This window comes from uncultured Fretibacterium sp. (assembly GCF_938030725.1).
Taxonomy (GTDB): domain Bacteria; phylum Synergistota; class Synergistia; order Synergistales; family Aminobacteriaceae; genus Fretibacterium.
Map to the genome: position 1 here is coordinate 1 of NZ_CALHIQ010000184.1, position 3,817 is coordinate 3,817.

At 65.4% G+C, this 3,817-nt stretch carries 4 protein-coding genes and 1 tRNA gene; all 5 read right to left on the reverse strand.

Translation table 11 applies throughout. From position 1 onward, the window contains the following. Positions 1-128: 128 nt before the first annotated feature. Positions 129-635, reverse strand: coding sequence for a tetraacyldisaccharide 4'-kinase (locus Q0629_RS09970; RefSeq protein ID WP_298782038.1), 507 nt, complete (start codon positions 633-635; stop codon positions 129-131). 266 nt (positions 636-901) lie between these two features. Further along, a tRNA-Ala gene (locus Q0629_RS09975) sits at positions 902-977 on the reverse strand. Between the two features lie 91 nt (positions 978-1,068). Next, positions 1,069-2,673, reverse strand: a complete 1,605-nt coding sequence (gene nhaC / locus Q0629_RS09980) for a Na+/H+ antiporter NhaC (RefSeq protein ID WP_298782040.1) — start codon at positions 2,671-2,673, stop codon at positions 1,069-1,071. Between the two features lie 323 nt (positions 2,674-2,996). Further along, the gene (locus tag Q0629_RS09985) at positions 2,997-3,539 is read right to left on the reverse strand and encodes a 4Fe-4S single cluster domain-containing protein (protein WP_298782042.1); all 543 of its coding nucleotides are present in this window, start codon (positions 3,537-3,539) and stop codon (positions 2,997-2,999) included. Further along, positions 3,527-3,817 (reverse strand): anaerobic ribonucleoside-triphosphate reductase (nrdD, locus tag Q0629_RS09990; RefSeq protein ID WP_298782044.1); only part of this gene is annotated, 291 nt, incomplete at its 5' end. The genes Q0629_RS09985 and nrdD, both read right to left, overlap by 13 nt.

Sequence of the window (3,817 nt, forward strand, 5' to 3'; positions counted from 1 at the left end):
GAACGCCGTGTCTCAACGGAGCTTTTTCGGGGGGGGGCGGCTAGCGCGGGGCCGCGGAAGGAGGGCTCCTAGGCTCTCTCCCCGACGATGAGGTAGCCGGGGCAGTGTAAAAAACAACCTGTTGGGCGTCAGTGCAGGCCCGTTTTCATCAGTTTCTCGTAAAGCGCCTCCCGAACGTCCCATCCCAGGGCGGAGGCGGCGTACTCCACCACATACCAGGGCCCCGGGCGCACCCATACGCCGTCTCCAGCCGCGCTCATCTTCGCGAACCGCTCGGGGTCCCCAAGCACCCGCAACGGGGCCGGCGGACGCCAGTCGGCGGGGAGGTTGTAGATATCCTTCTCGGTGCCCCTCAGGAACTCCGCACCGCACCGGGCCCATTCGGCGTCAAGCTCCTCCAGATCACGGCTCCGATAGCGGTGATAGTCTTTGAATCGACGCTCGCTGACGACCCGGAGTTCCTCGTCCCGTAGGAATCGGGCGAAGCTCTCCGGGGCCCCGATCGCGGAAAAGGCCAAGACGGGAGTAGCGGGTGCGGGGGACTCGCAGGGATGCAGCGTTCCGTTCCATTCCGCCCAGCTGCCGCTCCGGAGCGGGGAGATTAGGATGCGCTCGGCGGGGACATGGCGCTCCACCGACGCTCGAAGGTCGGCCAGGGTCTCCAGGACGGCCTCTGGTCGACCTTGGTCAGCACAACGAGGTGCGCCCCCCCGAGGGTGGATATGGGCTCCCGCAGGATCCCCTAGGGGATCAAGGTCTCGTTGCCGAAGGAGCAGGTCGCGTCGATCAAGACCGCGTTGGCGTCCCGGCCCAGCCGAAGGTAGGGAGGAAGTAAGCAAAAACCCCCTCAGTGAGGGGGTTTTCTATTTCTGAATCCCTTTTGAAACGGGATTTTCGCTTCTGGTGGAGCTAATGGGATTCGAACCCACGACCTCTTGAATGCCATTCAAGCGCTCTCCCAACTGAGCTATAGCCCCAAGGCAAACGGAAGCATTATACAGATTCCTTCCGACCTTGTCAAGAAAAATCCCTTCTGGACTGCACGCTTTAAGTTTGAAAGCGAGTTCGTCAGAGCGACGTGCCGACCACCTGGCCCGTGAGGCTTGGCGCGGAGGCGGCGCTTTCGTTCTCCGAAGCGTCCTTCTGCCAGAGGATGGCGACGCCCGCCCACGTCATGGCCAGGGCCACCAGAGGGTTCAGCCAGTTCATGAAGCAGTAGGGCAGGTAGTCCAGCGTCGCCACGCCCAACACGGAGCTGACGTAGACGCCGCAGGTGTTCCACGGCACGAGCACCGAGGTCATGGTCCCGCTGTCCTCCAGGGAGCGGGACAGCATGGTGGGAGCCAGCCTGCGGCCGTTCCAGCTGCGCTCCTCGAAGGCGCGACGGAACATCCGGCCCGGCACGATAATGGACAGGTACTGTTCGCTCAGGAAGACGTTGGAGAGGAAGGCGGAGGCCAGCACCGAGGCCACCATGCCGAACACGGACCGCACGTGGCGCATCAGGGCCTCTAGGATCACGTCCAGAAACCCGCAGACCTCCAAGATGCCCCCCAGCGATAGGGCCACGGCGATGAGGCAGATGGTCTCCAGCATCGAGGTCATGCCGCCGCGGGTGAAGAGCTGGGTCAGGAGATGCCCGATCGACGAGAACACCTCCGGGTCCACGGAGAGCGCCGGGGAGCCGGCGAGGAAGATGGACCTGAAGGCCTGCGTCATCTTCGAGATGGCCTCCGGTGTGTCGGCGGCGGCGAATTGGCCCAGGTGTGCCGGCTCGTAGCCGGAGAAGAGGACCATCAGCGTGTCGTGGGCCGAGGAGCCGTTGGCCAGCGACAGGACGATCCCTCCCAGGATGCCCGCCACGATGCCCGGAATGGCGGGGACCTTGAAAAAGGCCATGACCAGGATGATCAGGGGCGGGATGAAGGCCCAGAAGGAGATGGAGAACTCCGCGCGCATCATGTCCTGGATCAGGAGGATGCGGCCGCCGTCCGAGCCCTGCGCGGAACTCCCCATAAAGAGCGAGATCACGAGGGTGATGAGGAGCGTCGGCAGCGTGGTCCACATCATGGCTCCAACGTGGTCGAACAGGTTACTGCCCGAAACCGCCGGGGCCAGGTTCGTCGTGTCCGAGAGGGGGGAGAGCTTGTCGCCGAAGTAGGCCCCCGATATGACGAAACCGGCCGTGACGGGAAGCGGCAGGCCGAGGCCTGCGCTGATGCCGATGAGGGCCACTCCGACGGTGCTGGTGGTGGTCCAGCAGCAGCCCGTGGCCAGGGCCACCACCACGCTGATCAGGAGCGACGCGCAGTAGAAGAACCGCGGGCTCATCACCCCGAGGCCGTAATAGATCATCGTGGCGACGACGCCGCTCTGGATCCAGCAGCCCACGAGGCAGCCCACGAGGACGAGGATCAGGATGGCCTGAATGGAAACCTGGATGGCGTTGCAGATGCCGCGCTCCAGGTCCACCCACGAGCACCTGAGCCACGACAGGCCCACCGCCGCGGCAAAGACCGCCGCGAAGAGGAGGGGGACCTGTGCGGGAAGCCCCAGCCCAAAATGAGCGCCCGACTCGAGCTCCACGTCAACGACGCCCAGAGTGACGATCAGCGCGCAGCAAAGCAGAACGAAAAGAGATAGGACAAGACCCGGTTTACGAGATAACTGCATCCCGACATTCCCCCCACACCAAAGATCTGCTGTCGTTTTTTACCTTGTGTTGAGGCTTCGACTATTCCCGGACAGGGTCCTTTAGCGCGAGAGGAATGATTTTGCGTATTGGTCTTCCCCGGCTTACTTCGAAGTCAGGTGCATTGTAAAACATTCTGGTGAAAATGCAAGAGGGAAAACGCGGCGCGGCCCCCTGCGGCTGAAGGGTTGCGGGGGTGCCGCATCCTTGAGGATCATCCATTTCCCTTGGAGCGCGACAAAAAAACGGCCCGTCCCGGTCAAGGGGCAGGCCTCCTCTGTATCTTTAGCATAAGAACCGTGCGTCACGCCGACCGCAGGAGCTCCTCCGCCGGGGCCGCCCGCCGCAGGGCGAGCGAGCGCGGCACGTCCAGCACGCGCTGGTTGTCCGAGCCGCGCCATGCCAGCGCCAGGCTGCGCCGCGCCTGGATAAAGGGCCCGTCCACCAGCACGTCCAGGGCGCGCAGGAGCGCCTCCCAGTCCGGCCTCCCCGCCCTCAGGAGCGCCTCCAGGGTGCAGCCCGTCCACGCCATGACGTGGTACCCCCGCGCCCGCGCCGCGGCGGCGAGGGGAGCAAGGGCCGCCGCCTGACAAAAGGGCTCCCCCCCGCTCAGGCTCAGGCCATCCAGCAGCGGGTTCGCCGTCAGCCGCGCCAGGACCTCGCCGGACCGGATCGTCCGCCCTCCCTCAAAAGGCTGCGTTTCCGGGTTGTGACACCCTGGGCAGCCGTGCGGGCACCCCTGCACGAAGACCGCGAGGCGCAGGCCCGGTCCGTCCACGATGGAGTCCTCCACGATCCCCGCCAGCCGCAGTTCCGCCTCCAACCCTTCGGGCGTCAGCGCGGGCATGGCTCCGGGCCCGCGTGCTTCACGCGGTCGTGTTCCTCCGCGCGCTTGGCGTCGTTGAAGCGCTCAAGCGTCCCCACGAGGTAGCCCGTGATGCGGCGGATGCGCTCGAAGGGCCGGCCTTCCTCCCGCCGGCCGCAGCCGGGGCAGACGTCGTCGATGACGCCCGTGTAGCCGCACACGGGGTCCCGGTCCAGCGGATGGTTGATGGCGCCGTAGCCGATGCCCGCCTCCTTCATGGCGCGCACCACCTTCTCGAACGCGGCCAGGTTCCGCGAGGG

Bases quoted from the DNA above. Each gene is read 5' to 3' on its own strand.
- nhaC (WP_298782040.1), bottom strand. From the start codon at position 2,673: ATGCAGTTATCTCGTAAACCGGGTCTTGTCCTATCTCTTTTCGTTCTG.
- Q0629_RS09985 (WP_298782042.1), bottom strand. From the start codon at position 3,539: ATGCCCGCGCTGACGCCCGAAGGGTTGGAGGCGGAACTGCGGCTGGCG.